The 26,717-nt window shown below is 61.3% G+C and carries 25 protein-coding genes and 3 pseudogenes; 8 read left to right on the top strand and 20 right to left on the bottom strand.

Annotated elements, in window-relative coordinates; translation table 11 throughout:
- Positions 1-432 carry a cupin domain-containing protein gene (locus ABSE61_RS25025; protein ID WP_423873820.1) on the bottom strand — a complete coding sequence of 144 codons (432 nt, stop codon included), beginning with the start codon at positions 430-432 and terminating at the stop codon, positions 1-3.
- A 16-nt stretch (positions 433-448) separates the two neighbouring features.
- Positions 449-1,216, bottom strand: coding sequence for a hydroxyacylglutathione hydrolase (gloB, locus tag ABSE61_RS25020; protein WP_423873819.1), 768 nt, complete (start codon positions 1,214-1,216; stop codon positions 449-451).
- 121 nt (positions 1,217-1,337) lie between these two features.
- Between gloB and ABSE61_RS25015 the strand changes: the two genes are divergently transcribed.
- Positions 1,338-2,081: a methyltransferase domain-containing protein gene (locus tag ABSE61_RS25015; protein ID WP_423873818.1), complete on the top strand. Its 744-nt coding sequence runs from the start codon at positions 1,338-1,340 to the stop codon at positions 2,079-2,081.
- Positions 2,082-2,118: 37 nt separating this feature from the next.
- Here the strand turns inward: ABSE61_RS25015 and ABSE61_RS25010 are convergent, their stop codons facing one another.
- The 5 genes and pseudogenes from ABSE61_RS25010 to ABSE61_RS24990 form a co-directional block, all read right to left on the bottom strand.
- Positions 2,119-2,844: a DUF4167 domain-containing protein gene (locus tag ABSE61_RS25010; protein ID WP_423873817.1), complete on the bottom strand. Its 726-nt coding sequence runs from the start codon at positions 2,842-2,844 to the stop codon at positions 2,119-2,121.
- 524 nt (positions 2,845-3,368) lie between these two features.
- On the bottom strand, positions 3,369-4,253 hold the full coding sequence (gene prmC / locus ABSE61_RS25005) for a peptide chain release factor N(5)-glutamine methyltransferase (RefSeq protein WP_423873816.1): 885 nt from the start codon (positions 4,251-4,253) through the stop codon (positions 3,369-3,371).
- The gene (prfA, locus tag ABSE61_RS25000; RefSeq protein ID WP_423873815.1) at positions 4,250-5,335 is read right to left on the bottom strand and encodes a peptide chain release factor 1; all 1,086 of its coding nucleotides are present in this window, start codon (positions 5,333-5,335) and stop codon (positions 4,250-4,252) included. Before prfA ends, prmC begins: the two co-directional genes overlap by 4 nt.
- 60 nt (positions 5,336-5,395) lie before the next feature.
- The gene (gene ptsP / locus ABSE61_RS24995) at positions 5,396-7,663 is read right to left on the bottom strand and encodes a phosphoenolpyruvate--protein phosphotransferase (protein ID WP_423873814.1); all 2,268 of its coding nucleotides are present in this window, start codon (positions 7,661-7,663) and stop codon (positions 5,396-5,398) included.
- Between the two features lie 326 nt (positions 7,664-7,989).
- Positions 7,990-9,121 (bottom strand): annotated as a pseudogene (locus tag ABSE61_RS24990) (aspartate kinase).
- Positions 9,122-9,286: 165 nt separating this feature from the next.
- Here ABSE61_RS24990 and ABSE61_RS24985 point away from each other — a divergent pair.
- The 4 genes and pseudogenes from ABSE61_RS24985 (at position 9,287) to ABSE61_RS24970 (ending at position 11,976) form a co-directional block, all read left to right on the top strand.
- Complete coding sequence (locus ABSE61_RS24985; RefSeq protein WP_423873813.1) at positions 9,287-9,751, top strand: PH domain-containing protein; 465 nt, start codon at positions 9,287-9,289, stop codon at positions 9,749-9,751.
- A gap of 7 nt (positions 9,752-9,758) precedes the next feature.
- Complete coding sequence (gene ubiG / locus ABSE61_RS24980; RefSeq protein WP_423873812.1) at positions 9,759-10,523, top strand: bifunctional 2-polyprenyl-6-hydroxyphenol methylase/3-demethylubiquinol 3-O-methyltransferase UbiG; 765 nt, start codon at positions 9,759-9,761, stop codon at positions 10,521-10,523.
- Between the two features lie 118 nt (positions 10,524-10,641).
- Positions 10,642-10,912: pseudogene (locus ABSE61_RS24975) on the top strand (GIY-YIG nuclease family protein).
- Between the two features lie 164 nt (positions 10,913-11,076).
- Entirely contained in the window at positions 11,077-11,976 is a 900-nt protein-coding gene (locus tag ABSE61_RS24970; protein ID WP_423873888.1) for an EamA family transporter, read from the top strand.
- Positions 11,977-12,015: 39 nt separating this feature from the next.
- Here ABSE61_RS24970 and ABSE61_RS24965 read toward each other — a convergent pair whose 3' ends face one another.
- The 5 genes and pseudogenes from ABSE61_RS24965 to ABSE61_RS24945 all read right to left on the bottom strand — a co-directional run bounded on the left by ABSE61_RS24965 (position 12,016) and on the right by ABSE61_RS24945 (position 14,669).
- The gene (locus ABSE61_RS24965) at positions 12,016-12,501 is read right to left on the bottom strand and encodes a DUF1178 family protein (RefSeq protein WP_423873811.1); all 486 of its coding nucleotides are present in this window, start codon (positions 12,499-12,501) and stop codon (positions 12,016-12,018) included.
- Positions 12,498-13,376: a carbon-nitrogen hydrolase family protein gene (locus tag ABSE61_RS24960; RefSeq protein ID WP_423873810.1), complete on the bottom strand. Its 879-nt coding sequence runs from the start codon at positions 13,374-13,376 to the stop codon at positions 12,498-12,500. Before ABSE61_RS24960 ends, ABSE61_RS24965 begins: the two co-directional genes overlap by 4 nt.
- Positions 13,373-13,648: a glutaredoxin 3 gene (gene grxC / locus ABSE61_RS24955; RefSeq protein WP_423873809.1), complete on the bottom strand. Its 276-nt coding sequence runs from the start codon at positions 13,646-13,648 to the stop codon at positions 13,373-13,375. The genes ABSE61_RS24960 and grxC overlap by 4 nt, the downstream gene beginning before the upstream one ends.
- Before the next feature lie 53 nt (positions 13,649-13,701).
- Positions 13,702-14,509: pseudogene (locus ABSE61_RS24950) on the bottom strand (ComF family protein).
- 22 nt (positions 14,510-14,531) lie between these two features.
- The gene (locus ABSE61_RS24945) at positions 14,532-14,669 is read right to left on the bottom strand and encodes a hypothetical protein (protein ID WP_423873808.1); all 138 of its coding nucleotides are present in this window, start codon (positions 14,667-14,669) and stop codon (positions 14,532-14,534) included.
- On the opposite strand from ABSE61_RS24945, the gene ABSE61_RS24940 reads away from it, so the two are divergent.
- Complete coding sequence (locus ABSE61_RS24940) at positions 14,668-14,922, top strand: hypothetical protein (protein ID WP_423873807.1); 255 nt, start codon at positions 14,668-14,670, stop codon at positions 14,920-14,922. The two genes, ABSE61_RS24945 and ABSE61_RS24940, sit on opposite strands and share 2 nt — an antisense overlap.
- Positions 14,923-14,944: 22 nt before the next feature.
- Here the strand turns inward: ABSE61_RS24940 and ABSE61_RS24935 are convergent, their stop codons facing one another.
- The gene (locus tag ABSE61_RS24935; RefSeq protein ID WP_423873806.1) at positions 14,945-15,385 is read right to left on the bottom strand and encodes a GcrA family cell cycle regulator; all 441 of its coding nucleotides are present in this window, start codon (positions 15,383-15,385) and stop codon (positions 14,945-14,947) included.
- A 78-nt stretch (positions 15,386-15,463) separates the two neighbouring features.
- Positions 15,464-15,664: a hypothetical protein gene (locus ABSE61_RS24930; protein ID WP_423873805.1), complete on the bottom strand. Its 201-nt coding sequence runs from the start codon at positions 15,662-15,664 to the stop codon at positions 15,464-15,466.
- A 108-nt stretch (positions 15,665-15,772) separates the two neighbouring features.
- Here ABSE61_RS24930 and ABSE61_RS24925 point away from each other — a divergent pair, with 108 nt between their 5' ends.
- Positions 15,773-16,618, top strand: a complete 846-nt coding sequence (locus tag ABSE61_RS24925; protein ID WP_423873804.1) for a methyltransferase domain-containing protein — start codon at positions 15,773-15,775, stop codon at positions 16,616-16,618.
- Between the two features lie 120 nt (positions 16,619-16,738).
- Here ABSE61_RS24925 and mutT read toward each other — a convergent pair whose 3' ends face one another.
- The 6 genes from mutT to ABSE61_RS24895 form a co-directional block, all read right to left on the bottom strand.
- Positions 16,739-17,149, bottom strand: coding sequence for an 8-oxo-dGTP diphosphatase MutT (gene mutT, locus ABSE61_RS24920; RefSeq protein WP_423873803.1), 411 nt, complete (start codon positions 17,147-17,149; stop codon positions 16,739-16,741).
- A 151-nt stretch (positions 17,150-17,300) separates the two neighbouring features.
- Positions 17,301-17,996 carry a TadE/TadG family type IV pilus assembly protein gene (locus ABSE61_RS24915; RefSeq protein WP_423873802.1) on the bottom strand — a complete coding sequence of 232 codons (696 nt, stop codon included), beginning with the start codon at positions 17,994-17,996 and terminating at the stop codon, positions 17,301-17,303.
- 12 nt (positions 17,997-18,008) lie between these two features.
- Positions 18,009-18,581 carry a TadE/TadG family type IV pilus assembly protein gene (locus ABSE61_RS24910; protein ID WP_423873801.1) on the bottom strand — a complete coding sequence of 191 codons (573 nt, stop codon included), beginning with the start codon at positions 18,579-18,581 and terminating at the stop codon, positions 18,009-18,011.
- Between the two features lie 10 nt (positions 18,582-18,591).
- Positions 18,592-20,007, bottom strand: coding sequence for a TadE/TadG family type IV pilus assembly protein (locus ABSE61_RS24905; RefSeq protein WP_423873800.1), 1,416 nt, complete (start codon positions 20,005-20,007; stop codon positions 18,592-18,594).
- A 360-nt stretch (positions 20,008-20,367) separates the two neighbouring features.
- Complete coding sequence (argJ, locus tag ABSE61_RS24900) at positions 20,368-21,609, bottom strand: bifunctional glutamate N-acetyltransferase/amino-acid acetyltransferase ArgJ (protein ID WP_423873799.1); 1,242 nt, start codon at positions 21,607-21,609, stop codon at positions 20,368-20,370.
- 157 nt (positions 21,610-21,766) lie between these two features.
- Positions 21,767-22,669, bottom strand: coding sequence for a peptidylprolyl isomerase (locus ABSE61_RS24895; protein WP_423873798.1), 903 nt, complete (start codon positions 22,667-22,669; stop codon positions 21,767-21,769).
- Between the two features lie 525 nt (positions 22,670-23,194).
- On the opposite strand from ABSE61_RS24895, the gene secA reads away from it, so the two are divergent.
- The gene (secA, locus tag ABSE61_RS24890) at positions 23,195-26,029 is read left to right on the top strand and encodes a preprotein translocase subunit SecA (RefSeq protein WP_423873797.1); all 2,835 of its coding nucleotides are present in this window, start codon (positions 23,195-23,197) and stop codon (positions 26,027-26,029) included.
- Positions 26,030-26,717: the final 688 nt, after the last annotated feature.

Below are 26,717 nucleotides of genomic sequence, written 5' to 3'. Positions count from 1 at the left end.
CTATTTCAGCTTCCAATCCTTTGGCGCCAGTTCGAACGTTGCGAAATCGAATCCGGGTGCGACCGTGCAGCCGACCAGCGTCCAGTCGCCGACGCTTTCTGCCGCCTGCCAGGCGTGCGCCGGCACGATCGCCTGCGGGACTTCGCCGGCCGCGATGTCCGGCCCGAGGGTGATGCTGCGTGCGCCGTCATCGTCGGCAATCCGCAACGTCAGCGCATCGCCGGCATAATAATGCCAGACCTCGACTGCGTCGATCCGGTGCCAGTGCGAGCGCTCGCCGCGCGCCAGCAGAAAATAGATCGCGGTGGAACGCGAACGTCCGCTCGTGTCGACGGCCGGGTCGCGGAATGTTTCGCGATAATGACCGCCTTCCGGGTGCGGCTTCAGATCAAGCCGCGCGATGATATTGGAGGCGGAAGGCCGCGTGGCCATCAGGGTCGTTCTTGCATCAGGATTTGTTCTTGCGTTCGCGCAATTCGCCGAAAACCTCCGCAGCGCTGCGGTCCTTCATCCGCACGCTCGCGGCAACGGAAGGTTCGTCCGCGCGCAAAAATACATTCGCCTTTTTCTCTTCGCCGAGCAGCGTCGGGACCGTCGGCTTGTTCGCTTCCCGCAGGCGCTTTACTTCCTCGGCGCGGGCTTTCAGCGCCGCATTGTCGGGCTCGATCGTGAGCGCAAATTTGATGTTGGATGCGGTGTATTCGTGGCCGCAATAGAGTTTGAAATCATCAGGCAGCGCGCGCAGCTTGAGCAGCGAGTCCCACATCATCGGATAGGTGCCTTCGAACACCCGCCCGCAGCCGATCGAGAACAATGTGTCGGCGGCGAACAGCGTCTTTTCATTGTCGAAGACATAGCTGACGTGATCGAGCGTGTGGCCCGGCGTCTCCAGCACTCGTGCCAGGAGGCTTCCGATCTTCAGAACGTCGCCCTGCTTGGTGCGAAGGTCGACATCGGCGATCTTCGTCGACTTGTCGTGGGGTGCCACGACGCGGCAGTTATATTTCTGCTTCAGTTCGGCGACGCCCCCGACATGGTCGTGGTGGTGATGGGTAATGAGAATGTCGGTCAGCTGCCAGCCTTCGCGCTCCAGCGCGGTGATGATGGGCGCGGCTTCCGGCGCATCGATCGAGGCGGTCGCTTTCGTCGCGGGATCGTGAATCAGATAGCCGAAATTATCGGACAGGCAGGGGAACAGGCGGATTTCGGCGGCCATGATATCTCCGTTACTTTCTGGCGAGGTGCTTGCCCTGAGCATGAAATAGGGCGTTAACGCCGAATGAGCAATGCGCGTTTGCGTGCCCAATTCGGCCCCTCGCCGTGATAGATTGGGGTCCATGACCATCGATGTGATCGACTTGAGGGATTTCTACTCGCAGCGCCTCGGTATCGTGGCGCGGCGGTTGATCAATCGCGGCATTCATGCCCGCTGGCCGGAAGCCGAGGGCCAGCGCGTAATGGGCATCGGTTATCCCACGCCGTATCTAGGCCTGTTTCGCGACTCCTCCGAACGCTGCATCGCCTTCATGCCGGCGGCCCAGGGTGTGCTGAAATGGCCGACGGCGCGACCGACCTTGGCGACCCTGGTTGATGAGCTTTCGCTGCCGCTGCCGGATTCGGCCGTAGACCGTATCTTGCTGGTTCACGCGCTGGAAATGTCGGATGATCCGGAAGGGTTGCTGCGCGAGGTGTGGCGGGTGCTGGCGCCTTCGGGCCGCATGATGGCGGTTATTCCGAATCGACGGAGCGTGTGGACCCGCACCGACAAAACGCCGTTCGGCCACGGCCGGCCCTATTCGCGTTCGCAAATTACGCAGTTGCTGCGGCAAACCTGGTTCACGCCGATCGGCTGGGGTGAGGCCTTGTTCGTGCCGCCGGTCGCGGCCGGCTGGTTCTTGCGTTCGGCGGTGGCGTGGGAGCGCGTCGGCGCCGCGATCTCGATGCCGTTTGCGGGCGTCCACATCGTGGAGGCAACCAAACAGGTTTATCGCGCGATCCCTGCACACCGCGAGCGAACGCGCCTCATACCGGCGTTGCCGCCGGTGTTGGTGCCGTCGTCATTCCAGCGGGATGACGGATAAGCTTCATCGCCATCCGCGCGAAACAGCGCGGCGCCGGTTATTCATTTCCCGGGTTAAAATCGTCGCCGGGCACAGCAGGGCCTGCGGCCACGCCTTCCGGGCGCGGCCCATGCGGACGACGGCGACGTCGCGGGAATCGTTCGCGTTCGCCGCCATTGCCTTCGAAGCCGTCACCATTGATCTGCGGCTGCGGTCCGGTGATGAATGAAGGCAGGCGATCGACGCCACCAGTATCCGGAATCGAAGGTTGCGGCTGCTGCTGAAATGGCGGCTGGCTGCGCTGCTCGCGGTTATTTTCGCGGGGCTGATGCTGCTCGCGCGGCTGATATGACTGCTGGTCCCGCGGGCCGTTGTCGCGGGGCTGATAAGGCTGCTGCTGGACCGGAACGAATCCGGGCTCCTGGCCGAAGTTCGAGAAGCTCTCGTCCTCGTCGCCATCCTCCGAAATCATCTCGGCATCGGGCCTGGTGGGCTGCGGCTGATTCTGGCGGAATTGCTCCTGGGCCGCAGCAATCAGGCGGAAGTAGTGCTCGGCGTGCTGGTAGTAATTTTCCGCAGCGACCGGGTCGCCGGAGGATCGTGCATCGCGTGCGAGCTGGACATATTTCTCGGCGACGTGAGATGCAGTTCCTCGGATTTTGATATCCGGTCCGTTGGATTCGAACACCCGTGTCATCGGGTTCTGACCACGCCGGTTATTGTTATTATTGTTATTATTGTTGTTCCGGTTACGCATCCGCTTGTTGTTTTGACCGTTTCTCATATCGTGCCTTTGATCCCAGCCCTGAAATTGCCTTGCCTCGAACTCCTCAGGCCGGTGCCGTCGACTGGCCCTGGAGCGCCGTTTCGCTTCGTTCAATGTCGCGCACCGTTCGATCCGGGCCGCGCGATCGTATCGCGCGCCGGACTAAACCGCCGCTTATTTCCACACAGATTTACCGTACGTCGCAGTCAACAAAGACGCGTTCCCCACCAGCCCGGCGCGCGTCGCCGGCCGCATCACAAGTCATTCCGCCTGCCAAAACAGCCACAGATTTCGAACGTGATTTTTCAAGCGCAATATCAGGCTTTCGTTCGCTTTGCGGTCGGAAGCAGCGCAGCTTGCCTAAGCCATCGCGCTCAAAGGGACCTGCGTTTTGGAACCTTTCACCCGGGGGCTCTCGCTGTGAGAACTCTGGCCTCGACCCGTATCTGCCTACGGGGCCAGTAACCCTGGACTGATGTTGGCCGGAACGTAGTCGCTCCCGGGGAATATTCCAAGTGCTTTTTTTGCATCCTAATAGGGCTTTATCGGGGCGGTATTCGGCCGCTGACGGCCCGCGGGATGCCTGCCAGATCGGCCTTCGGCGGCCGTTGCGGCGTTAACCCTGAAGCCGACATCAACTCGGCAATAGCGCCGCTCTGGCCGGATCCGGCTTCCACGATCAGCGTCCCGCCTGGGGCCAAAAGGCGGGCGGCCTCCGGGATAATCGCCCGGTAGGCATCAAGGCCGTCGATGCCCCCGTCCAACGCGCCGTGCGGGTCATATTCGCGCACCTCCCGGTCAAGCCGGGGGATGTCGGCCGAGCGTATATAGGGCGGGTTCGACATGATCAGGTCGAACGGTCCCGACAACGCCGCCGCATAGTTGCAGACGATGAACGCCACCCGCGGGGCGAGGCCAAAACGCGCGGCGTTGTCACGCGCGGTACGTAATGCCGACGGGCTGATGTCGGTGCCGACGCCGGTCGCTTCGGGGAGTTCGGATAACAAGGCGACAAGAATGGCGCCCGAGCCAGTGCCGATATCGAGGACACGCGGCCGCGCGCTGCGCTCATCGCGGCAGATTTCAAGGGCGAGTTCGACAACAGTTTCAGTATCCGGTCTTGGCACCAGCGTTGCCGGCGATAGTTGTAAGATCAGACCCCAAAACTCCTTGACGCCGAGAATGCGGGCGACCGGCTCTCCGGCAAGACGCCGTTGTGTGAAGTTTTCAAGGCGCACCGATTCGTGTTGCGTGATGATCCGCGTTGTCGCCGTCATCAAGCCGGTGAAGTCGAGACCGAGTGTGGCGCCAGCCAGCAGGCGCGCGTCGAGTTCGGCTGAATCGATACCGTGTTCCCTGAATCTTTCAGCCAGCGCGCGCCGCGCGGCCTCGACAGTCTGCCCCGCGAAAGCGGCGGGCTCTGTCACGCCGAAGCGCCTTGCGCTGCGAGCTGTGCGGCCTGGTGCTCGGTCGTCAGTGCGTCGGTCAATTCGCCAAGCGCTTCGCCCGCGATGACCTGCGGGAGTTTGTAGAGTGTCAGGTTGATACGGTGATCGGTGACGCGGCCTTGCGGAAAATTATAGGTGCGGATGCGTTCGCTGCGGTCGCCGGAGCCAACCTTCTCCTTGCGGTCCGCCGAGCGCACGGCGTCGATGCGCTGGCGTTCGGCATCGTAGATGCGCGAACGCAGGATATTCATCGCCGAGGCGCGGTTCTTATGTTGCGACCGGCTGTCCTGCATCATCACGACAATGCCGGTCGGAATATGGGTAATGCGGATCGCGGATTCGGTCTTGTTGACGTGCTGACCGCCGGCGCCCTGCGCGCGCATGGTTTCGATCCGCAAATCATCGTTCTTGATGTCAACGTCGACATCCTCGACCTCCGGCAGCACTGCGACGGTTGCCGCTGAAGTATGGATGCGGCCTTGCGTCTCGGTATCCGGCACACGCTGCACACGGTGCACGCCGGATTCGAATTTCAGTTTGGCAAAGGCGCCGCGGCCCTGCACCTCGGCGATGATTTCCTTGTAGCCCCCCACGGTGCCTTCGCTTGCCGAGATCACCTCGACCTTCCAACCCTGCAGATTGGCGAAGCGTTCGTACATCCGGAACAGGTCACCAGCGAACAACGAGGCTTCGTCGCCGCCGGTGCCAGCGCGGATTTCCAGCACCACGTTGCGGTCGTCCATGGCGTCCTTGGGCAACAGCGCGACGCGGATCTTCTGCTCCAGTTCGCCAATACGGGCCTGAAGTTCGTCGCGTTCGGCCTCTGCCATGCTTCGCATGTCAGGATCGGTCGCGGGGTCCGCGAGCAGGCCGTCGGTGTCGGCAAGTTCGCTGCGCGCGGCCCGATAGGTCTTGACGGCGTCGATCAGCGGATTGAGCTCGGCGAGCTCGCGGGAGATCCGCACATAGTCTTCCGAATTCAGCTGGCCCAATATTTGCGCCTCGAGCGAGGCGTGGTACGCCAGCAGAATGTCCAGTTTGGCTTCGGGGAGCATCGACATGGTGTGGTCTCGAATTTCGTCGTTTTCAGCATACGGAGCGGCGGAGCGGGAAGGAGACCGCTACAACGACAGCCCTTCGGCCTCGGCGAATTCAGTCAGCTTCTGGCGGATCGACACACTGCCGGAGGGCGCCTCGAGCAGCGAGCTCATGACGGCTTCGGCCTTTTTCGCATCGAGGTCGAGGATCAGCGCCTTGACCGGGCCGTGCCCGGTTGCCGACAAGGACAACGACCGGTACCCGAGCGCAATGAGCGCCAACGCGCCGATCGGCTTTGACGCCATTTCGCCGCAGAGCGAGGCGGATTTTTTCGCCACGTTGGCCTTTTGCACGATTTCGCGCAGCACGCGCAGGATCGGCGCCGACAAGGTGTCGAACCGCTCGGAAACTTTGGGGTTGCCACGATCGACCGCGAACAGAAACTGAAACAGGTCGTTGGAGCCCACCGAAATGAAGTCGACCTTCTTCAAAAGCTCTTCAAGCTGATAGAGCAACGCCGGCACTTCCAGCATGGTTCCGACATCGATGCGTTCGGGCAGCGCGTGTCCATGTTGACGCAGATAAGTCAGTTCGCGCTCGACGATGCTCTTGGCGGCATCGAATTCGGCAACTTCCGAGATCATCGGGAACATGATGCGCAGGCTTCTGCCGCCGCCGGCGCGTAAGAGCGCGCGAATCTGGCCGCGCAACAGCCCTGGACGGTCCAGCCCAAGCCGAATCGCGCGCCAGCCGAGCGCCGGGTTTTCCTCGATCACGCTCTCCATATAAGGCAGCGCCTTGTCGCCGCCGATGTCGAGGGTGCGGAATGTCACTGGTTTGGCGCCGGCCGCATCGAGCACGGTGCGATACAAAGCAAGCTGGTCGCTGGTGCGGGGCAGGCTCTGGCCGACCATGAACTGCAATTCGGTGCGAAACAGGCCGATGCCGCCGCTACCGGTATCGTCGATATGCGGCAAGTCGATCGCAAGTCCGGCATTGATCAGGAGTTCGACCGGTTGACCGTCCTTGGTGACGCAGGGCTTGTCGCGCAGCGCTGAATACTGCGCCTGCCGGCGTGCGCGAAACCGCACCCGCTCCGCATAGGCCTGCTCGATCTCGGTCGAGGGCCGGACGTAGATCGAGCCCGATGTGCCGTCGACGATGATGGCATCCCCGGGGTCGGCGATACCAGGCGCGTTCGGCACCTCGCCGACAGCCGGAATGCCGAGTGCGCGGGCCACGATCGAAACGTGCGAGTTGGCGGTGCCTTCCTCCAGCACGAGCCCGCGCAGGCGCTTGCGGTCATAATCGAGCAGCGCCGCCGGCCCCATCGCCCGCGCGATCAGGATGGCGTTGTCGGGCAATTGCTCGCGCGAAGGGGCGTGATCCTGTCCGACCAGTTGCCGCATCAGCCGATGGCCGAGATCTTCGAGGTCGTGCAGCCGATCGCGCAAATAGGGATCGGTGGAGCGCAGCATCCGCGCGCGAGTGTCGGACTGAACGCGCTCGACCGCGGCCTCTGCGGTCAAGCCGGTGGCCACCGCCTCATGCAGCTTGTGCGACCAGCCGTGGTCGTTGGCAAACATCCGGTAGGCTTCCAGCACGTCGCGATGCTCGCCGCCGTCAGCGACATCGCCGCGTTCCAGCATGCGGTCGAGGTCGGCGCGCAATTTGGCCAACGCCGTATCAAGCCGCTTGATTTCCTTCGGCAGGTCCTCGGCAATGTAATTGGTGATAACGACACGCGGTTCGTGCAGCACGACATGGCCGAGCGCAATGCCGTCGGACAGGATCGCGCCGGTCTTGTGCAGGGAATGCCGCGCGGCGGGCTCGGCGCCGGGCTGCGCCAGCGCCGACAACTCGCCGGAGGCGATCATTTCCGCCAGCACCATCGCGGTGGTCTGGAGTGCCTCGACCTCCTCCTCGACATAGGTGCGCTTGGCGCGGTTCTGCACCACCAATACGCCGAGCGTGTTGCCGGCGCGCAGGATCGGCACGCCCAAAAACGAGTGATAGATTTCTTCGCCGGTCTCGGGCCGGAACGAGAACGCCGGGTGGCTTTGCGCGTCGTTGAGGTTGAGCGGCGTTGCCTCGCTGGCGACGAGGCCGACCAGGCCCTCATGCGCGCTCAGCACGGTGCGGTGCACGGCGTCGCGGTTGAGGCCCTCGGTGGCGTAGAGTTCGAGCGTATTGTCGACCCGCAAGACGTAGACCGAGCACACCTCCGCCACCATGTTGGCAGCGATCAGCACCACGATCTTGTCCAGACGCTCCTGGGCGGAGACTTGCTCCGCCATGGTTTCGCGAAGCCGTCTCAACAGGACGCGGGGACCTCCCGACGCGCTTCGCATCTCTTCAAATCCTCTTCCACCAGGCCAGCCTACCGGGTGCCCCCGAGCTGGCGTTCAATTCAAAACGCTACAATTTTATTCATTCCGCGGTGCCGCAAATTCGAGATTGACCGAATCACACCGCCAAAACAGTGGCACAGTTCACAATCGGGCTCATCTTCAGGCCGTATACCGAATCGAGCCTTGTTTTGCCAAGCAAAAGCCCTGCCAGTGTCCCGATTGCGGACTTCTGCACGGCCACACCAGTGTGACGGTTCGGAAAACCGTACACAGGCACTGACACGGCCGCATCAGGCCATGTTGCAGCCGCTAAGAAAAATTTGTTTCTAAACTTGATCGAGGCCGTAGAGCGTGTGCAGCGTGCGCACGGCAAGTTCGGTATAGGCGGTGTCGATCAGCACCGAAAACTTGATTTCGGAGGTGGTGATGGCGCGGATGTTGATATTGCGTGCCGCCAGCGCCGAAAACGCCTTGGCGGCGACGCCGGCGTGGCTGCGCATGCCGCTGCCGATGACCGAGACCTTGGCGACATCGGTGGCGGTGTCGAGCCGGGCATAGCCGATTTCGGCCTTGGCCGAGGCGATGGTGTCGCGGGCGCGCGTGTAGTCGGAGGCCGGCACCGTGAAGGTGAGATCGGTGGTCTTGCCGTGAAAAGGCGATGCCGGTGACGACGTGGCTTTCCATGATTTCCTCCTCGCTGCAGATCAGCGTGCCCGGCGGCTGGTTGGCGTGCGGGTCGATATCTTCGGGCTTGTCGAAACTGGAGCGGACGAAGATCGGCATATTATGCACCATGCCGAGTTCCACCGACCGCACCTGAAGCACCTTGGCGCCAAGCGAAGCCAGTTCGAGCATGTCCTCGAACGCGATCCGGTCGAGCCGGCGGGCCTTCGGAACCACCCGCGGGTCGGTCGTATAGACGCCGTCGACATCGGTATAGATGTCGCAACGGTCGGCGCGGATGGCGGCCGCGACCGCCACGGCCGAGGTATCGGATCCGCCGCGTCCCAATGTGGTGATCCGGTTGGTCTGCGGAAAAATCCCCTGGAAGCCGGCGATCACGGCGACTTCCTTGCGGTCCTTGAAGCGATTGACCAACTCGCTGCCGTCAATGTCCAGAATCCGCGCGGAGGCATGCGCGTCGCTGGTCTTGATCGGAATTTGCCATCCCTGCCAGGACCGCGCCTGGATGCCGAGCGCCTGCAGCGCGATCGCCAGCAATCCCGCCGTCACCTGCTCGCCGGACGCCACCACTGCGTCATATTCGCGCGCGTCGTGCATGGGCGAGGCTTCACGGCACCAATCGACCAACTCGTTGGTTTTGCCGGACATCGCCGAGACGACAACGGCGACGTCATGGCCGGCATCGACCTCGCGCTTGACGTGACGCGCGACGTTGCGGATGCGTTCGATGTTGGCGACTGACGTGCCGCCGAATTTCATCACGAGGCGACCCATACGACTGGTGCATTCCCCTGCGGATTATTAATGTGGTCTGGCGCAAACGCTCGCGCGCGCGGCTAGTATCGACCACCAGAAGGCGCGTATACATAGCGAGGCGGTCGGGGGCAAGCAACCGGTTCCGGATCGCGCTAGGTCATTGAGTTAATTGAGGCTGTTTGTATGGGGCGTTATATCGACGAGATCCTGCAGCCGGGCGAAAAAGTGCTGTATTCGACCAATGCGCACTGGATCTTCTACTTGCCGGCGATCGCGGCCTGGATCGTGGCGCTGGCGCTCGTCGTCGCGGCCGGTGCTGTTCCTCCCATAGCCCTGGTGGGCTTGCCTGCGGCCGCGGTGATCGCTGTTGTGGCGCTGTATTTCACAATTCGAGGCTGGTTCCACCGGTTCACCACCGAAACCGACGTCACCGACCGCCGGGTGGTGCATAAAACCGGATTCATCAACCGGCACACCTTCGAGATCGCGCTCGACAAGATCGCCAGCGTCGAAGTCGACCAGAGCATTCCAGGCCGTCTGCTCAACTATGGGAACGTCACCATCGTGAGCATGGGAGAAGTGAAACCGCAGCCGATCAAAACGATCGCTTCGCCCTTGGCGTTTCGCAGCGCCATCACCGCGCACTAGGAGCGCCATGGCCACGCAACCCAACCCGCCCGCCGCGCTGTCCGCAGGCTCTACTGTTGACCCCGCCGAGATCGTCAAGTTCTCGAAATTGTCGGAGCAGTGGTGGGATCCCAAGGGCAAGATGGCGCCGCTGCACAAGATCAACCCGCTGCGGTTGACTTACATTCGCGACGCCGCATGTCGCAAGTTCGAACGTAACGTCAAGAGCCTGAACTGTCTTTCCGGCTTGCGCGTCCTCGATATCGGCTGCGGCGCGGGCCTGTTGTGCGAGCCCCTAACTCGACTGGGCGCGCAGGTGATCGGCGTCGATCCGTCCGCCAGCAATATTGCCGCCGCCAAGCTTCACGCCGACCGCGGCCACCTCTCGATCGATTATCGCTGCACCACCGTTGAGGAAATGGACGTACGCGAGCGCTTCGACATCGTGCTGGCGATGGAAGTCGTCGAGCATGTCAGCGACGTCGGCATGTTCCTTGGCCGCTGTGCGGCGGTGCTCAAGCCCGGCGGGCTGATGGTGGTTTCCACACTCAATCGCAACTGGAAGAGTTTTGCGCTTGCGATTGTCGGTGCCGAATATGTCCTGCGCTGGCTGCCGCGCGGCACCCATCAATGGGAGAAATTCGTTACGCCCGACGAGTTGGCGCGTCATCTCCTCGACAACCGTCTGACGATCACCGAGCAGAGCGGCGTGGTCTATAGCCCCTTTGCCGATCGCTGGGGTTTGTCGTCCGATATGGACGTGAACTACATGGTGGTGGCGGAGGGCATGTAGGCGAAGAGAGCCAATGAGGGAATTGGCAGTGTCGCTGCTACAAAGAAGGCGTCGTCCCTGCGAACGCAGGGACCCATAGCCACCGGCCCCTGTGACGGCCTCGATCCGAGTTCCAAGAATGTATTACGTTTACATTTTTGCGAGTCGACGCCATGGCACACTTTGCGTCGGGATTACCAATTCCATCCAGAAGCGGCTCGAAGAACATCGCAAAGGTAAGGGCTCCTCATTTGTTAAAACTTACGGGGTTTATCGGCTCGTCTATGTCGAATCCTATGCTCGTGCCGAGGAAGCAATCGCGCGAGAGAAACAACTGAAGTGCTGGAAACACGATTGGAAGATCGCGTGAGAATCTCGAATGGCGTGACCTTAGTGACCTGCCTGTCTGACTGATATGCCCAAAAACCTCTTCCTGTGGTTATGGGTCCCTGCGTTCGCAGGGACGGCTAAATACGGAGATTCGCAGCTCTGTCATGCGCGGCTCGGGTTGACCGCGCCAACCGCGACCGTCACGGTGACGCGCTTCTATTTCCCAGCTCCGATTTTTCCGCAAATGTTCACCGTTACCTCGCTCTGGATTCCCTTCACGATCACGGCTGCGATGGGCCAGGTCGCGCGCAATGCCATGCAGCGGCAGCTGACGGGCCCGCTCGGCACGTGGGGCGCGACCAACATTCGCTTCCTGTTTGGCTTTCCCTTCGCCATCCTGTTTTTCATTGGCGTGTTGGCGTTCACCGGCGACGCCGTGCCGTGGCCGACGCCGGCGTTCTGGCCCTGGCTTCTGCTCGGCGCGCTCTGCCAGATCGTTGCCACAGGGCTGATGCTGGTTGCGATGAACGAGCACTCTTTCGTCGTGACCACCGCCTATATCAAGACCGAAGCGATCCAGACCGCGATCTTCGGTTTCGTCTTCCTCGGCGATCATCTGACCGCCTCGAAGGTGATCGCGATCCTGATCGCGACCGTCGGCGTCGTAATCACGGCGCTGCGGCCGGGTGGTGAGAAAGGTTTTGCCGATTGGCGGCCAACCGTGATCGGGCTGGTTTCGGCCGCGGCTTTCGCGCTCTCGGCCAATGGATATCGCGGCGCGATCATCACGATCCAGGGCGTTTCCTTCGTGACGGCGGCAACCTATACGCTGGTGTTCGGGCTGTTCGTGCAGACGCTGATCCTGACGATCTATCTGCTGGCGCGCGCGCCCGGCGTGCTCAAGGCGATCCTGGGCCTGTGGAAACCGTCATTGCTTGCGGGCTTCATGGGCGCCTTCGCCTCGCAGTTCTGGTTCCTGGCGTTCGCGCTGACCGCGGCCGCCAATGTGCGAACGCTGGCGCTGGTGGAAGTGCTGTTCGCGCAAGCGGTCGCGTATTACTCGTTCAAGCAGCCGATCTCGGCGCGTGAACTGGCCGGCATCGTGCTGATCGTGATCGGGGTCGCATTATTGGTGGCCGCTTGAAGTTCGAACTCCTTCGACGGCCTCCATCTTTCCTTCGCGTCAATTCCTGTCCTCGGGCAGCGAGGGCAGCGGCATGACCTCGACGCCTTCTTCGATCAAGGCCTTTGCCTCGTCCGGCGAGGCGTCACCGTAGATCGGGCGATGTTCGATGTCGCCATAATGCATCTTGCGCGCTTCGTTCGGAAACTTTTCGCCAACGTTGTCGGCGTTCTTGACGATATGGTGGCGCAATTCCCTGAGCTTGGCGCGCAACTCGGCCTCTTGCGCCATCAAAAGCGGCGTGGGCGAAGAAGGCGGGATGACCTCAGCGGCCGGAGCAGGCACGGGCAGTTGATCGGAAGGCTTGGTGTCGCGGCCCTTCTTGCTGACGATCCGTGGAGCCATGATGGCGCGTTCCACCTTGGTCGAGCCGCAAACGGGGCAACTGACCAGCTCGCGCTTTTCCTGAGCCTCATAGGCCGACGAACTTTGGAACCAGCTTTCGAAAGCGTGGCCCTTGGCGCAACGCAAATTGTAATGGATCATGCCGATCCTCTGACGAGGTGCAGATGGTCGGGGCCGGATTTCGGATCGGCGACGGAAAAGCGCCGACCATGTTGCAGCGACGGGACGGTCTGGCGTGCGGTCTCAACCAGCGTGGGATCGATCTTCGCCATGAAGACGCCGGGCTCGACGCCGCCCTCAGCCAGCACCTCGCCCCACGGGGCGATAATCAGCGAATGCCCGAAGGTCTCGCGCTTGTTCTCGTGCAGGCCGGCTTGCGCGGCGGCAAACACAAAGCAGCCGTTTTCGATGGCGCGGGCGCGCAGCAGCGTGTGCCAATGGGCCTCGCCGGTTTTCCGGGTGAAGGCGGAAGGCACGGTGAGGAACGAGGCGCCGCTCTCGGCGAGTGCGCGATAGAGCGCCGGAAAGCGCACGTCGTAGCAAATCGTAAACCCGATACGCCCCCAGGGCAGATCGGCAATCACGGCCGTCTCGCCGGGCTGATAGTTGGCGGACTCGCGATAGCTTTCGCCGCCCGGCAGATCGATGTCGAACATATGGATCTTGTCGTAGCCGGCGATCACCCCTCCGTCGGGTCCGATCAGGAACGAGCGGTTGACCGCGCGTTCGGGGGACGCGCGCAGGGCCAGCGAGCCGATATGCAGGTGAATTTTCAGCTCGGCCGCGAGCGCGCGGTAGGCCTTCAGCGAAAGATCGTCCGCCTCGTCGGCCAGATGCTCGAACAGCGCCTTGCGGTTCAGCTGCATCATGTTGCTCACCTCGGGCGTGAGCACATAGTCGGCACCTTGAGCGGCGGCCTGACGGATCAGTTTGGTGCCTTGCTCGAGACTAGGTTCCGGCAGCAAGCCGGTGCGCATCTGCACCATGGCAGCGGTAAAGGAGCGGTCGATGCTCATGAATTGGCCTTTTCACCGGCGAGCAGTGCGTCAAGCTTTCCGGCGCGGTCGAGTGCGTACAGCTCGTTGCAGCCGCCGATATGGCTCTCGCCGATGAAAATCTGCGGGAAGGTCGAACCGGCGCCGGCGCGATCGTACATCTGCTGACGAAAGTTCGGATCGGCGGCGACGCTGAGCTCGGCGAAGTCTGCCTTCTTGCGCGTCAGCAACTGCTTGGCGGCGGTACAATAGCCACAGCCGGGGCGGGTGTAGATTTCGATCGCAGCGGCCATGACGCGCTCAAAGCTCCGATTTTCGACATTCGCAACCTGATTGAGATGGCCGATTATATGGGAGTTCGGTGGCCATCCACAACCCGGGCAAAGACCAGGACGTCGAGGGTTGAGGCCTTCGCACGCAAAAGTGCCCGCGCGCAGGCGTCCACCGTCGCGCCCGACGTCAGCACGTGTCAATCAGGAACACGCGGCGGCCACTGATGAGGTGTTGCCGGTCGGGCCCGACCTTGAACGCGCCCTGCACGTTGCTCGCCCGTTGCAGCCGCGAGAGGCCGATCTGCTGTTCGGTCGGTCTGATTCGGCGCAGCGCTTCGGCTGCGACCGCAACGCCGCTTTCACGCTCGATGATTCGCGCCAGCGCGCCCGATTGATTGTAGCGGCGGCTCCAGCCGCGCCGCCAATGCAGCGGAACGGGCACGAGCGCGTCCGCGCCATCGAGCAGTTCCTGTCCGGCCCGCGCCATCCAGCGGCCCATCGCTGGCGCCAAGTCCGTGCGGTCCTGATACTTCAAGGCATGCACCAGCGTCCGCGCCACGTCGTCATAGCGCACCGCCGCGCGGGCCCGTGTATAGGCCGGCGGGTTGGCGATCGCTTCCATCGACAGCATGTCGGGCCCGGGATCGTAGATAAAGGGAATGCCGAGCCGCGGGCAGAACGGCGGCGCGATGAACGGCAGTTTGGCCCAGCAGTTGGCGCAGACGCCCTCGCCATCGACCGGATCGCGGCAGGAAACGCACAACGTCGGCGCGCGATGTCGAGCGCCAGCTTGGCCGCAAGCGACCACGCGCCTCGGCGCGCACTCAGCGCGCCGTAAAGCTGCGAGGAGATGGAGCGGGATACGGAAGGTTCGGCGTCCATGCGCGGCAGGCTAGCGTCGAGCTTACCAACGCTCAAGCGGCAAGAAAATCTTCAGCATGGCGGAAACAGGCGAGCGGCCGGTCTTGCTTCGGCCGTTGCCCACCGCCAGCTTAACATCGTCGCGGTTTGCGATGATCTGACCATGAAACCGGATCGCCATGCTTAGAATTATTTTTCCGATCCCGTACCAAATCGAAGTTTCCAAACTTCGCCAGCAGCTCAATGAAGCTCATCTGGCCTGGGCGAAGGAATGGAAGGCGCGGCAAGAAGAATTCAGGATTGAGAATATTCGCTTCGCCCATGATCCGCTCTGGAGCAAGCGGATCTTCAGTCTGCAGGCCGCCCACGATGGATCGTCATGGTTCTGGCAGGCGACCCATATATTTGTCGGGTGGGCCGTGACGTCAATCTAGCCGCGGCCCGCCAAAAACTATCTCATCCCGCGCGGCGATAAGCGAGCCGGCTATGACCGGCGCAATAGGGCAGGCTGTCGAGGGGCCGATTGCCGCAAAAGCAGAAATCCTCTTCGCCGGGATTGCTGATCGGCCAGCGGCATTTTTCCTCGCTCAGTTCCAATAAGGAACAGCGCTGTTCGCTGTTAATGGTCTGGTCGGCTTCCGCCGGCGGCGTTTCGTTGAACAGTTTTCGCAGCATCCGGTACTGCAATCTCGGCACGGATCGCGAGCCGTCTTTTCTCTCCCTCGTTCGACGCGTCGTCGGCTTCTTTTCGCGGGTCAGGCTGAGGCGGGAGAGTTTGCCGATCACGGCGTTGCGGCTCACTCCGATTTCACAGGCGATTTCACGGCAGGAGAGCCCGGCTGCGAAATGGGTTTTAAGGAGTTCGACGCGCTCGATGGTCCAGGTGTTGTCCGGCATTTGAAAGTCCCAAAGTATGAGCCGTCACTGCGGCTCCCCCAATGGCCTCCCAGTTGCCGATCCGTCCCGAATGCCGCTTCACGGGGTCTTGCCGTTGTCGCGGATCGAAAGCAGCCCGTCCTTGATGGCGAGACGAATACCTTCCTCGATCAAGGTCTTCGCAACGCCCGGCACGCTTGTCCCGTGGGTACCCTGTCGAACCAACTTTTCGAGATAAGTGATGGTCGAAAGGGCCAGCGTGACTGGAACTCGGTCGGTTTCGGCTTTTTCTGTGGCCATACAAAAACGCTAGCCTCTAAAAAGGATACAGAAAAGTATCTATTAAGAGTCTATTTACACTAGAGCGGGGCGCCTTGTCAGCCCAGGATCGCGGGCTTACCAACCAGCATGGTTTACGAGCCGACCACGGCCCCTGTGCTGTTCGATCGCTATCTGTTGTGTTCCCGCCTCAGCCGGGCGCAAAGGCTTGGGCCTGCGACCTTCCTGCTGGACCGCGTCGCGGAGGACATGGCCGAGCGGCTCAACGCCGTATTGCGGGATTTCAAAAGCGCGGCCGAGGTTGGAACGCCGGGCGATCAGGTCGGTCACGTCCTCGCGGCGCGCTTCGAGCACTACAAACGGGTTGATCTGCCGGTGCGGGAATCCGAGCCGCTTCCTCTTGAGGCACAATCAATCGATCTCGCGATTTCCGCGCTCGCCTTTCAATTCGTCAATGATCTGCCCGGCGTGCTCGCGCAAATCCGCCGGGCGTTGCGCCCCGATGGATTGCTGATGGCGGCGATGGCGGGCGGCGACACGCTGACCGAATTGCGGCAGTCGTTTGCCGCAGCCGAAGCCGAATTGGAGGGCGGGATATCGCCGCGCGTGGTGCCGTTTGCCGATCTACGCGACGTCGGCGCGCTGCTGCAGCGGGCAGGCCTCGCGCTTCCGGTCACCGATGTTGACCGCGTCGTCGTGCGTTACGACAGCGCGTTCGGCCTGATGCACGATTTGCGGCGGATGGGCGCGACCAATATCCTCGCGGAACGGCGGCGGATACCGACCCGCCGCGCCACGATGTTGCGAATGGCGGAGATTTACAGCGAGCGCTTCGCCGATCCCGATGGCCGCATCCGCGCGACCTTCGATATCATCTGGCTGTCGGGCTGGGCGCCGCACGAAAGTCAGCAACAACCGCTCAAGCGGGGATCTGCGAAAGCAAGCCTTGCGGATGCGGTAAGGAAGAAAAGTTGATACTTGCTTCGTCATTCCGGGGCGATGCGAAGCATCGAACTCCGATGTGCAATTGCACATCGGACAATCTCGCGATTCCGGGTCTGGTGCTTACGCACCATCCGGGAAAATGACTGCGTGTCACATCAGCAGGTCGATCAGATGCGGGATCAGCGGAATATCGGCTGGCGGCATCGGATAGTCGCGCAGCTTGTTGGCGCGGACCCAGGCGAGGCTCTGGCCCTCGCGCGCGATCACATCGCCTTCCCAGCGCCGGCAAATGTAAAGCGGCATCAACAGGTGGAAATCGTCATAGGCGTGGCTCGCAAACGTCAGCGGCGCGAGACACGCCTCTTTCACGGTGATACCGATTTCCTCGTGAAGTTCACGAATGAGCGTTGTTTCGGGTCGCTCGCCGGGCTCAAGCTTGCCGCCTGGAAATTCCCAGAGCCCTGCAAGCGCTTTTCCAGCCGGCCGCTGCGCGATCAGGACGCGCCCGTCCGTGTCGATCAGAGCGCAGGCGACGACCAGGGTCAGTTTGAGGTCAGCCATGTCTTGTCTGATATTTGCGAGGAGGGCGTGCTTCGCGCGCCAGCCCCGCGCCCGCGATTGCGACAAGCCATACTTGAGCTCCGCCAACCTGGCTAGAGCGCGATTTCGGAAAATCGATGAGGCGGCTACCCCATCGCCGCTGTGCGCCGAGCTAACAGGTCTTCTGCTGCAAATGCTGGCTGCAGGTGCACGTCGTCGTCGATGCCGTGTATTTGACATCATAGTACGCCGGACCGCTCGAGTTGGTGGGGCTGTCCGTCGAACAGCGCGGGAACAGCCAATAGCTGTCCGCAAGTGTCACCGTTCCGGTGATCGTATAACCTAGATTAGGCGTATAGCCATAAGTGACCTCGCCCAGAATGAACGAAACCTGGTCGTTCTGGTTGTTGGCATTGTTTGTACTGGCCGCCGTCCCGTTGAGCGATGCAGGCACTGTTAAGGCTGCGTAGAGCCCGTTTGCTCCCAGGCTGGTCCTTCCCGGTCCAAAGGTTGATCCGTTGTACGACTGACTCCATTGAAGGGTCAGGTTGCCGTTGGCGTCGCTGGAGATTTCGGACACCGTAACCAGGAGTTGGTTATTGCTGACGGGATACGGTGCCATGATGGACGCCGCACCGGTCAGAATGTTCTGCATCGAGGCCGTGCTGAGCGACGTGTTCTGCGTAACCATATCGGTGACAGAGTGTGCCGTCGCGCTGACCTTGACGTTGATCGCCATTCCGTCCCCGAGTTCGGTGCCGCCGAGCAACAGCACCAACATGAACGGCACCACGATGGCGAACTCTGTCGCTGCCACGCCATCGGCGGCCGTCGAAAATTTCCATACGCGAAACAACAGTCTGGTCATAGGCTGATACCTCTAGGGGACGGCCGGCTCGTTTTGGAAGGCAGCGGTTGCCATGATCTCCCGCGTGCCGTTGGCTTGGTTTGCCATATTGAAAGCGATAGATCCGAAGAAAACCGGCCAGAGATACATCACGCGGACAACAACGACATCGCCCGCATTTCCGGGATTGAATTGCCAGGTATTGTTGACATTCCCATTGCTGTCGTAGGTCAACGTCGGCATGGCGGTATTGGCTGAGGACCAGTTGTTGGCGACCTGCACATCGACCATCAAGCCAGTGCAGGTGAAAAGGACGTTGGCGTTATTGCAGACGGTTTGGTGAAATGCCGCCTGGCCCAAGGTCTGGCCCATGCTCGCATCCGCGGTTTGCACCTGCCCGGTCATAATTTGGCGGGTCGATGCCCGGACGGCGTTTTCGAGCACCGACTGTGCAAAGAAAAGGAGAAACGTCTGCATGAGGCCTGCGATCAGGGCGAGAAACGGCATCGCAATCAGGGCGAACTCGACCGCCGTCGCGCCCTTTTCGTTCTTGAAGAACGCAGCGAAACGATTGCGGCGTCTGTTTGCGATTTTCACTTCGGCCATGGCGCTTCTCTTACTGCGTGAGGCTGGCGGTGCTCGAGGCGACCTTGATGAACAGATCTGTCAGCGCTTGCGTGATGTTGCCGCCGGTTGTCACGTCGGAGAAGAAGCCGGGTGACGCGCACGCCTGGAGATTCTGCGCGATCTTGCCGGTCGAGGAAGTTGGGCCGTCGTACGGGTTGACCCAGCTCATGTACCAGCTGTCCGTAATGTTTTGGCTAGGGCCGAGATTGATGAGTTGCAGATACTCCGTGTAGAGGATCGCGATTTTGATGCCCCGGCCCTTGAGGGTCGTGCACATCGTCGTGTCGAGCGGTTGCTGGCATCGGTTGTTGGATGCAAGGCTCGCGTTGGGGCAAGCTGAGGCGCCCGAGACGATCTTGTCCTCGACGCCGTCGGTGACGAGGAAGATCACTTCCTGCGGCGTATCCCCCGCCGCGTTGCTGCCAAGGCCGGGAGTAGGCATGATGCTGTTCAGGCTGGAGAGCGCGCCGGCGATGTTCGTGCCGTAGTCGGTGTTGCAGGAGGTCGAAACGACGCAGTTCTGGTAGAGGACCGGCATCAGCGAAATGTTGGAAACCTGGGTCCCGGCCAACGTCGGGGTGGTCAGCGTCGCCAGTGTGTTCAGGCCTGTGTCGAACGTATAGAGGGCCGCTTTGTAGGTGGTGTTATTCAAAGCCGACATGCACTGCATGACGCCGCCCGATATGCCCGACTGCGGGCAGTTCGTCCATGTATTGAGCAACTGATTGACGGCATTTGTCACGAGATCGATCCGCAAGGTGACATTGTTGTTGCGTGCGATCGTGAGGTTATCCTTGGTCCCGCCGTCGTGAGAGATATTGGTCTCATGACATGCGAAGCCGCAATTCTGCGAGGATGATGCCGGCTGTTTTGAAGGGGCGGTGGCCGTGATGAGATTGTTGATGTCGGTCAGGGTCGCGCCGATCCCCATCGACGGCGAGTCATCCATCAGCAGATACCAATTCATATTGGGTGCGGCCGCCGCCTGCGACGTCGCTGTGCCACTGATCGGCCACGACGCGCTGTTCAGGAGCACTTTGGGAAAATTATTGAGGGATGCCGCATTATACGAAACCGAGACGGTGCGCCCAAGTCCCACATCAGTGACGGTGATCGTCGGCGTCGGGGTCGCGGCCAAGCCGGAAACGCCGTTTGCCACTGACATAAAGATCGCGTTAGCGGTGGCCTGGGCCACCGAGTCGGATTGCATCAGCATGGCAGGCCGGACGGCCGCGATGGCGGCGGCGTCGGCGGCCGCGTCCAATTGCTCCTTCTTGCGCAGCGCTTGCGAGAAATCCAGCGTCATGCCGAGCAGAAAGATGATGGGAACCAACACGATCGCAAAGATCACGGCGACGTTCGCCTTGCGATCTCTGGCGAAGCGATACAACCAAACGCGGAGCATGACCTTCATCCTAATCGCCGTAGGTTCCAGCAGAGGCAATTCTCTGGCATTTCAAGGATCGAGGACGGGAGAAGGCGATCGAATAGCCTCCGCCGATCTCTCGGCAGAGCGGAACTCTGAAGGTTGGCCGTTAAGCAATGCTTACGCGGATCACGTGAACGCGAGGCGGTCGAAAATCGACCGATCTGATCGAGCCGGATCGTTAACCGATCATAAACGCGGCTAGTAAAATTCGCGTAATTTTGTCGTGGAAGGAGGTTTGCCCGGACGACAGGCTGTGCAGGACGCCCCTTTCAAGAAGCGCATCGTTACGATTAGCTACCTTACTAAGGCCAAGTGAGCGGACGGAGGAGAGGTGCATCACGACCGGTAGTCGCCGTTGATGGCGATGTATTCCTTGGTGAGATCGCAGGTCAAAACGCGGTCGCGGCCTTTGCCGAGGCCGAGCGCGACCTTGATTCCGATCGCCGGCTGCTTCATCGCGTTTGATACTTCCGCCTCGTCATAAGAGGGATCGCGCGCGCCGCGATGGGCGACGCGGATGCCGTTGAACGAGATCGAAAGCTTGTCGCGGTCGGCCGGTTCGCCCGCCTTGCCGACCGCCATCACCACGCGGCCCCAATTGGCGTCCTCGCCGGCGATCGCGGTCTTCACCAGCGGCGAATTGGCGATCGACATCGCGATTTTCCGTGCTGAAGCTTTCGACGTCGCACCCTCGACGATGATCTCGATCAGCTTGCGGGCGCCTTCGCCGTCGCGCGCCACCTGCTCGGCCAGGTTAGCGAGCACGGCGTGAAAGGCTTTCACAAAGGTCTTCAGGCGGGGGTCGCTGGCGCGGCTGATCTTCGGGGCGCCGTGGCTTGCGGCGGCACCGGTCGCAAAGGCCAATAACGTGTCCGATGTCGAGGTGTCGCCATCGATGGTGACGGCGTTGAAACTGTCCTCGACGCCGGCTTTCAGAAGCGATTGCAGCGCGGGGGCCGTGATCGGCGCGTCTGTAAAGATGAAGGAGAGCATGGTCGCCATGTCCGGCGCGATCATGCCGGCGCCCTTCGCCATACCGTTGATCGTCACCTTGGCCTTGCCGAGCTTGACGGTTGCGGTCGCGACCTTCGGAAACGTATCGGTGGTCATGATCGCACGCGCGGCGTCCATCCACGTCTCAGGTTTCGTCTGCGTGGCGAGGCTGCCCAGCACGCCGTCGAACTTCGTGGCGTCGAGCGGTTCGCCGATCACGCCGGTGGACGCCAGAAAGACTTCCGCAGGCTGGCAGCCGACGGCTTTCGCGGCGATCGAAGCGGTCAGTGAGGTCGCCTGACGGCCGGTTTTGCCGGTGAAGGCATTGGCGTTGCCGGAGTTGACCACGAGCGCGCGGGCTTGCCCGCGGCCGAGTTTGGCCCGGCACCATTCGACCGGTGCCGACGGGCATTTCGAGCGGGTGAAGACGCCGGCCACCGTCGTGCCCTTGTCCAAGACCGCGAGCAGCACGTCGGTGCGGCCCTGGTAGCGGATGCCGGCAGACGCGGTTGCGAGCGTCACGCCCGCAATGGCGGGCATGTCGGGAACATCGGTCGGGGCGAGCGGGGAGACGGTGGAGGACATTTGGGACGCCTTATCTTGACATGGAAGCCCGGTCGTCATGGCCGGATTTATTCCGGCCATCCACGTCTTTAGTGCCGCGATGAGGGTCTTAAGACGTGGATGCCCGGGACAAGCCCGGGCATGACGTCAAATACTCAAGTCTGGCTGCGAAGTCGATTTACTTCTTGGCCGGCGCCATCTTGGAATCGGCGGGCTTGGCTTCGGGCTTCGCCGGTTCGTTGGAAGCCTGGTCCATGCGTTCGACCTTCGCGCTTTCGCGCAGCTTGGCGACATATTCGGCTTGCGCCTTGCGCGTCACATAGGTCTCGATCTGGGCCTTGACCTGGTCGAAGTCAGGCGCCTTGCGGCTACGCTTCTCCTCGACCTTGATGACGTGCCAGCCGAATTGCGATTTCACCGGATCGGAGATCTTGCCGGGCTCGAGCGCGAAGGCGACGGCGGAGAATTCCGGCACCATCTGATCCTTGGTGAAGAAACCGAGATCGCCGCCATCGGCAGCGCCCGGGTCCTTGGACTTCTTCTTGGCGAGCTCGGCGAAATCGGCGCCTTTCTTCAGCTCGGCTTCGATCGCCTTGGCCTCGTCTTCGGTCTCGACCAGGATATGCCGCGCATGCACTTCCTGCTCGCCCTCGATCTGCTTGGCGGCCTCGTCGTAAACCTTCTTCATGGCTTCGTCGGTGGTCGCAGCCTTGCCTTCCACCGCCAGGAGATTGTCCATCAGGAGGCGGTTGCGGGTGAAGGCGAGCCGGGCCTTGAAATCCGGGCGGTCTTCGATTTTCTTGTCTTCGGCGGCCTTGGCGACGATCTTCATGTCGATCAGGAACGCCAGCACGTTTTCCTTCTTGGTCGCGGGATCCATCTGCGCCAGGCTCGGCCCGAGTTCCTCTTCGGCGAGCGTGACGTCGCTTTGGCGGATTTCAGCGCCGTTCACCTTGGCGAGCACCGGATTGTCTTCGGCACGCAGCGGCAAGCTTGCGAACAGGACAATCGCAAGTGCGCCAGTGGCGGCGGCAAAGCGGACGGGCACACCACGTTTGGCGGCTGATGACGAAGCAGTCATGGAAAATCCTTATCTCCAAAGCCATATGGCTATTGCGGCAGGGCCATTTTTGGGTGTGGTCATGATCTGTTCGGAAAACCGGTTTCCACTTTTCCGGATCATGCCCTAAAGCCGCGCGACACTCGCCCAATCACACGGCCTTGGCAACGCGAAAAGTCTGTCAAAATGATGAAATCCCGGAAAGGCAGGCGCTGCCGGCAGGCTCTGCGAGCGGCCCACCGCGGCCGGGCGTCTTCGCACCGCCGACGGTAAATCGGACCCCGCCCGGCCCCCTGGCGCGACCCCAAACCGAAGGCTCCTGGCGGCGTTGACAAGGAATGGCCCCAGCCATATCTCTGCCGAACCTGAGTCAATGGCGATAGCGCCGATTTTGCTGCGTTTTTGCCGTTGAACCCGGGATTGCTGAACTCCCACTCATTCGACGGACGATCCCGGTCAGGGCCGGTCTTCAGCGCGTCACGATGAGTTGATTAGCAAGCCCGCGGACCACCTCACGGCAGCTCTGCCGAAGAACAGGAAGTTGTCATGATCGGCGCGCTCGCCCGCAAGTTTTTCGGTTCCGCAAATGACCGCCGGGTCAAGGGATACCAGGGCCGTGTCGACGCCATCAACGCGCTCGAGCCGGAAATATCAGCGCTGTCGGACGAGGCGCTGAAAGCCCGCACCGCCGAATTCCGCCAGAAACTCGCGGAAGGCAAGACCCTCGACGACATCCTGGTTCCGGCCTTCGCCACGGTGCGGGAGGCCGCCAAGCGCACGCTCGGCCAGCGGCACTTCGACGTACAGCTGATCGGCGGCATGGTGCTGCACGAAGGCGATATCGCCGAGATGAAAACCGGCGAAGGCAAGACGCTGGTTGCAACGCTCGCGGTCTATCTCAACGCGCTTGCCGGCAAGGGCGTCCACGTCGTCACCGTCAACGACTACCTCGCCCGCCGCGACTCCTCCTGGATGGGGCAAGTCTACAGCTTCCTCGGCCTGACCACGGGCGTCATCGTGCATGGCCTCGATGATGCCGAGCGCAAGGAAGCCTACGCCTGCGACATCACCTACGGCACCAACAACGAATACGGCTTCGACTATCTGCGCGACAACATGAAGTACCGGCTTGAGGACATGGTCCAGCGCGGGCATTTCTACGGCATCGTCGATGAAGTCGACTCGATCCTGATCGACGAGGCGCGCACGCCGCTGATCATTTCCGGCCCGCTCGACGACCGCTCGGATTTCTACAACACCATCGACACCTTCTTCCCCAAGCTCGACAAGAGCGATTACGACGTCGACGAGAAGCAGCGCACGGTGACGCTCACCGAAGGCGGCATGGAGAAGCTGGAAACGCTGTTACGAGACGCCGGGCAGCTGAAGGGTGAGTCGCTTTACGACGTCGAGAACGTCTCGGTCGTTCACCACGTCAACCAGGCGCTCCGCGCGCACACGCTGTTCACCCGCGACAAGGATTACATCGTTCGCGACGGCGAAGTCATCATCATCGATGAGTTCACCGGGCGCATGATGCCCGGCCGGCGCTATTCGGAAGGTCTGCATCAGGCGCTGGAAGCCAAGGAGCATCAGCCGGTTCAGCCCGAGAACCAGACGCTGGCTTCGATCACGTTCCAGAATTATTTCAGGATGTATGAAAAGCTGTCGGGCATGACCGGCACCGCGGCCACCGAAGCCGACGAGTTGTTCGACATCTACAAGCTCGAAGTGCTGGAAATCCCGACCAACCTGCCGTTGTCGCGGCTCGACGAAGACGACGAAGTCTACCGTACCCAGAACGAAAAATACGCCGCCATTCTCGCCGAGATCGAGCGTGCCAATTCACGATTGCAGCCGGTACTGGTCGGCACCGCCTCGATCGAAAAGTCGGAGGTGCTTGCGGAATACCTCAAGAAGAACGGTTACAAGCAGATCGACTTCGGCAACGAAAGGGCGATGGAGAAGCTTTACGCGGCGGCGCGCGCCGGCAAACCGGCCAAGCTGTTTGCGGTATTGAATGCGCGCTTCCATGAACAGGAAGCCTATATCGTGGCCGAAGCCGGTGTGCCCGGCGCGATCACGATCGCCACCAACATGGCCGGACGCGGCACCGACATCAAGCTCGGCGGCTCGCTGGACATGCGCATCCAGCACGAGGCGGCTGGGATTGCCGACGAGGCCGAGCGAACTGCGAAGATCGAACAGATCAAGGCCGACATCGAACGCTTCCGCGAACTCGTGCTGAAGGCCGAGGAAACCATCGAGCTCGAGCCGGCCAAGGGTTCGAGGCCGGCGAAGACCGTGACCAAGCCGGGCGGGCTTTACATCATCGGCTCGGAACGTCATGAATCCCGGCGCATCGACAACCAGCTTCGCGGCCGTTCCGGCCGTCAGGGCGATCCCGGCCGCTCGAAGTTCTTCCTGTCGCTGGAAGACGATCTGATGCGGATTTTCGGCTCCGACCGGCTTGACAGCATGCTGACCCGCCTCGGCCTGAAGGAAGGCGAGGCCATCATCCACCCCTGGATCAACAAGGCGCTGGAAAAGGCACAGCAGAAGGTCGAGGCCCGCAACTTCGACATCCGCAAGAACCTCCTGAAGTTCGACAACGTCCAGAACGATCAGCGCAAGGTGATCTTCGACCAGCGTATCGATCTCATGAAGGACGAGAGCGTCGCCGAAACCGTCGCCGACATGCGCCACGCCTTCGTCGAGGACGTCGTGACCAAGCATGTGCCCGAACATGCTTATGCCGAGCAGTGGGACACCGCCGGCCTCAAGGAAGAACTCAAGCGGGTGCTCGATGTCGATCTTCCGGTCGATGAATGGGCCAAGGAAGAAGGCATCGCCGACGAAGAGCTGCTGACGCGGATCGAGAATCGCGTCGACCAGCACATGGCGGCCAAGGTGGCGCAGTGGGGCCCCGAGGTGATGCGCTATGTTGAGAAGACCATTCTGCTGCAGACGCTCGATCATCTCTGGCGCGAGCACCTCGTGATGCTCGATCATCTGCGCCAGGTGATCGGCCTGCGCGGCTACGGCCAGCGCGATCCGTTGCAGGAATACAAATCGGAAGCGTTCAGCCTGTTCGAGGCGATGATCGCTCACCTGCGTGAAGCGGTGACGGCGCAATTGATGCGCGTCGAAATCGTTCCGCCTGAAAATCAGCAACCGGCGCTGCCGGAGATGGAAGCCCACAAGCTCGATCCGAGCACCGGCGAAGACGAAATGGCGTTCGCCAACGCCTCGTTGGTGCCTGCTGCGACCGCCAACCGCGATCCGAAGAATCCCGCGACATGGGGCAAGGTCGGCCGCAACGAGGATTGTCCGTGCGGCTCGGGCAAGAAATACAAGCATTGCCACGGCAAGTACGCTTAGCAAGTAATTTCAATTACTTAGCTGCGCCGAGTGTCTAAAGTAGGGTCAATTTGTCTAGCAGATGATCGCTAGATGATTTGAAATACTTTCAATCCGTCAGCGCTGATGATCTCCAAGGGCAGGGTAGATCGCAACTGCGATGATGACCGCTGCTACCAGCATCCAGTTTTGGAGCGGGGCCGTCCCGACTTGCTGGATTAGCCAACTCGCCAATACGGCCCGCCGCCATGCCTGTTAAAAAGCTATCTTAGGACCTGGGTTGACCGGCGCCTTATGCCTTGTCCTCGGACCAGGTTTTCTCTCCGCAGCCGCACTCGAACATGCGTGTCGTGCGGCCATTTTGAGGATTCAGTATTTTATGGAGGAGCTTTGGCTTCTCGCCGCAATGGCTGCACGCCCCAACCGGGTTGGGTTCGAAACTCGAAAAGACTTCGTTTTTAAACTCGTTACTCATGAGTAAGTGGCTCATCGTTGGGCAAATGAGTAAGTTACGAAGTGAACATTAGTTCCAGAATCAAATTCCAGCACTGCCATAGGCATGGAACTATTTTTCAACAGAAACAAACTAGATCCCATGGGGAGTGGATAGCGACCGGCACTCTGGCAGGGTGAGGTCGTGCAAAACACCCACTCTGGAGGCGACCATGCAAATTGCTGACCGATCCGAAGCGCCAACCGCTATCCGGAC

This window comes from Bradyrhizobium sp. (assembly GCF_049519115.1).
In the GTDB taxonomy this organism is placed as follows: Bacteria; Pseudomonadota; Alphaproteobacteria; order Rhizobiales; family Xanthobacteraceae; genus Bradyrhizobium.
The sequence above is the reverse complement of the archived record's forward strand: the minus strand, read 5'-3'. Positions and strand labels throughout refer to the sequence as shown.

What these genes read in the sequence shown, in the direction of transcription:
- ABSE61_RS25015 (WP_423873818.1), top strand. Translation starts at nt 1,338, where the DNA reads ATGACCATCGATGTGATCGACTTGAGGGATTTCTACTCGCAGCGCCTC.
- ABSE61_RS24915 (WP_423873802.1), bottom strand. Translation starts at nt 17,996, where the DNA reads ATGACCAGACTGTTGTTTCGCGTATGGAAATTTTCGACGGCCGCCGAT.
- ABSE61_RS25025 (WP_423873820.1), bottom strand. Translation starts at nt 432, where the DNA reads ATGGCCACGCGGCCTTCCGCCTCCAATATCATCGCGCGGCTTGATCTG.
- ABSE61_RS24895 (WP_423873798.1), bottom strand. Translation starts at nt 22,669, where the DNA reads ATGACTGCTTCGTCATCAGCCGCCAAACGTGGTGTGCCCGTCCGCTTT.
- ptsP (WP_423873814.1), bottom strand. Translation starts at nt 7,663, where the DNA reads ATGCGAAGCGCGTCGGGAGGTCCCCGCGTCCTGTTGAGACGGCTTCGC.
- ubiG (WP_423873812.1), top strand. Translation starts at nt 9,759, where the DNA reads ATGGCCACGCAACCCAACCCGCCCGCCGCGCTGTCCGCAGGCTCTACT.
- ABSE61_RS24960 (WP_423873810.1), bottom strand. Translation starts at nt 13,376, where the DNA reads ATGAGCATCGACCGCTCCTTTACCGCTGCCATGGTGCAGATGCGCACC.
- ABSE61_RS24925 (WP_423873804.1), top strand. Translation starts at nt 15,773, where the DNA reads ATGGTTTACGAGCCGACCACGGCCCCTGTGCTGTTCGATCGCTATCTG.
- ABSE61_RS24940 (WP_423873807.1), top strand. Translation starts at nt 14,668, where the DNA reads ATGCTTAGAATTATTTTTCCGATCCCGTACCAAATCGAAGTTTCCAAA.
- ABSE61_RS24905 (WP_423873800.1), bottom strand. Translation starts at nt 20,007, where the DNA reads ATGCTCCGCGTTTGGTTGTATCGCTTCGCCAGAGATCGCAAGGCGAAC.
- secA (WP_423873797.1), top strand. Translation starts at nt 23,195, where the DNA reads ATGATCGGCGCGCTCGCCCGCAAGTTTTTCGGTTCCGCAAATGACCGC.
- ABSE61_RS24935 (WP_423873806.1), bottom strand. Translation starts at nt 15,385, where the DNA reads ATGCCGGACAACACCTGGACCATCGAGCGCGTCGAACTCCTTAAAACC.
- ABSE61_RS24910 (WP_423873801.1), bottom strand. Translation starts at nt 18,581, where the DNA reads ATGGCCGAAGTGAAAATCGCAAACAGACGCCGCAATCGTTTCGCTGCG.
- ABSE61_RS25010 (WP_423873817.1), bottom strand. Translation starts at nt 2,844, where the DNA reads ATGAGAAACGGTCAAAACAACAAGCGGATGCGTAACCGGAACAACAAT.
- argJ (WP_423873799.1), bottom strand. Translation starts at nt 21,609, where the DNA reads ATGTCCTCCACCGTCTCCCCGCTCGCCCCGACCGATGTTCCCGACATG.
- grxC (WP_423873809.1), bottom strand. Translation starts at nt 13,648, where the DNA reads ATGGCCGCTGCGATCGAAATCTACACCCGCCCCGGCTGTGGCTATTGT.
- ABSE61_RS24945 (WP_423873808.1), bottom strand. Translation starts at nt 14,669, where the DNA reads ATGGCGATCCGGTTTCATGGTCAGATCATCGCAAACCGCGACGATGTT.
- ABSE61_RS24985 (WP_423873813.1), top strand. Translation starts at nt 9,287, where the DNA reads ATGGGGCGTTATATCGACGAGATCCTGCAGCCGGGCGAAAAAGTGCTG.
- ABSE61_RS24965 (WP_423873811.1), bottom strand. Translation starts at nt 12,501, where the DNA reads ATGATCCATTACAATTTGCGTTGCGCCAAGGGCCACGCTTTCGAAAGC.
- prfA (WP_423873815.1), bottom strand. Translation starts at nt 5,335, where the DNA reads ATGTCGATGCTCCCCGAAGCCAAACTGGACATTCTGCTGGCGTACCAC.
- gloB (WP_423873819.1), bottom strand. Translation starts at nt 1,216, where the DNA reads ATGGCCGCCGAAATCCGCCTGTTCCCCTGCCTGTCCGATAATTTCGGC.
- ABSE61_RS24930 (WP_423873805.1), bottom strand. Translation starts at nt 15,664, where the DNA reads ATGGCCACAGAAAAAGCCGAAACCGACCGAGTTCCAGTCACGCTGGCC.
- mutT (WP_423873803.1), bottom strand. Translation starts at nt 17,149, where the DNA reads ATGGCTGACCTCAAACTGACCCTGGTCGTCGCCTGCGCTCTGATCGAC.
- ABSE61_RS24970 (WP_423873888.1), top strand. Translation starts at nt 11,077, where the DNA reads ATGTTCACCGTTACCTCGCTCTGGATTCCCTTCACGATCACGGCTGCG.